1 protein-coding gene and 1 pseudogene are annotated in these 785 nt (G+C 40.4%); both read right to left on the reverse strand.

Annotated features, from left to right (window positions below; translation table 11 throughout):
- Positions 1 to 251, reverse strand: a pseudogene (locus ACFPOH_RS10855) (hypothetical protein); the annotation flags it as partial.
- A gap of 10 nt (positions 252 to 261) precedes the next feature.
- Entirely contained in the window at positions 262 to 618 is a 357-nt protein-coding gene (locus ACFPOH_RS10860; RefSeq protein ID WP_340720972.1) for a hypothetical protein, read from the reverse strand.
- Positions 619 to 785: the final 167 nt, after the last annotated feature.

The raw sequence follows: 785 nt of genomic DNA on the forward strand, positions 1-785 counted from the left end.
AAAGCAATATCAGCTCGATCGCTAATAATATTGGCAGGTACTCTTAATTCGTTTTCCTTTAATCGATAATAGGGCTGCTCTGTTTTTCCTCCTTTAGTGACAATGGCGTGGGCAGGAAGAGTGGCGTATCCGCCCCTGAAATTTCCGATCACAACAGCAAAACGGGTTTTCGTAGGGGCGGCGTGTGCTTCTTTATATTGAGGATTGGGATAGTCCCTCACTAACACAATATCTCCTGTACGAATGGACATCCAATCATTCTTATTCACGGATTCCCCACGCTTTCTTTATGGCGTCGGCTAATTTTTCTTCATCGTTTTCGTCCAACGCTTTTTCGATCTCTCTCACTGTTTCTTCTGGTACTCCTTCATCTACAGCTTCTTCTAAATACTCAACTAAGTAAAAAGCATACGAAGGATTCGGACGTCCTTCTTTCTCATGGATTTCCACCCTTGATTTTAAATAGTTCAAGGCCCCGTCAAGATACTTTTCTTCTTCCTCCGTAATTTCTAAGTCTTCGATCAGTTGCTCTCTTGTTTTATCAAAGGTCGTGTAACTCCATAAAAAATCATAATATTCGTCTGGGGTCATTTTGCAGAACGGTTTTGTCTTTTCCATATTCATCACCTCATTATTAACGTTGCAGCTGCATCTCTTTATCTTTTTCGTTTTTATTGTTTTTGTCTTGATCTTTAGATGACTCATGTATCTGACGCAATTCTTTGATTCGTTCTTTCATCAACTCGTCAATTTCTTGGATAATGCCCTGGGCGACATGCTGAATC

The sequence above is a fragment of the Ureibacillus suwonensis genome (assembly GCF_042655065.1).
GTDB classification, from domain to species: Bacteria; Bacillota; Bacilli; order Bacillales_A; family Planococcaceae; genus Ureibacillus; species Ureibacillus suwonensis.

Bases quoted from the DNA above. Each gene is read 5' to 3' on its own strand.
- ACFPOH_RS10860 (WP_340720972.1), bottom strand. From the start codon at position 618: ATGGAAAAGACAAAACCGTTCTGCAAAATGACCCCAGACGAATATTAT.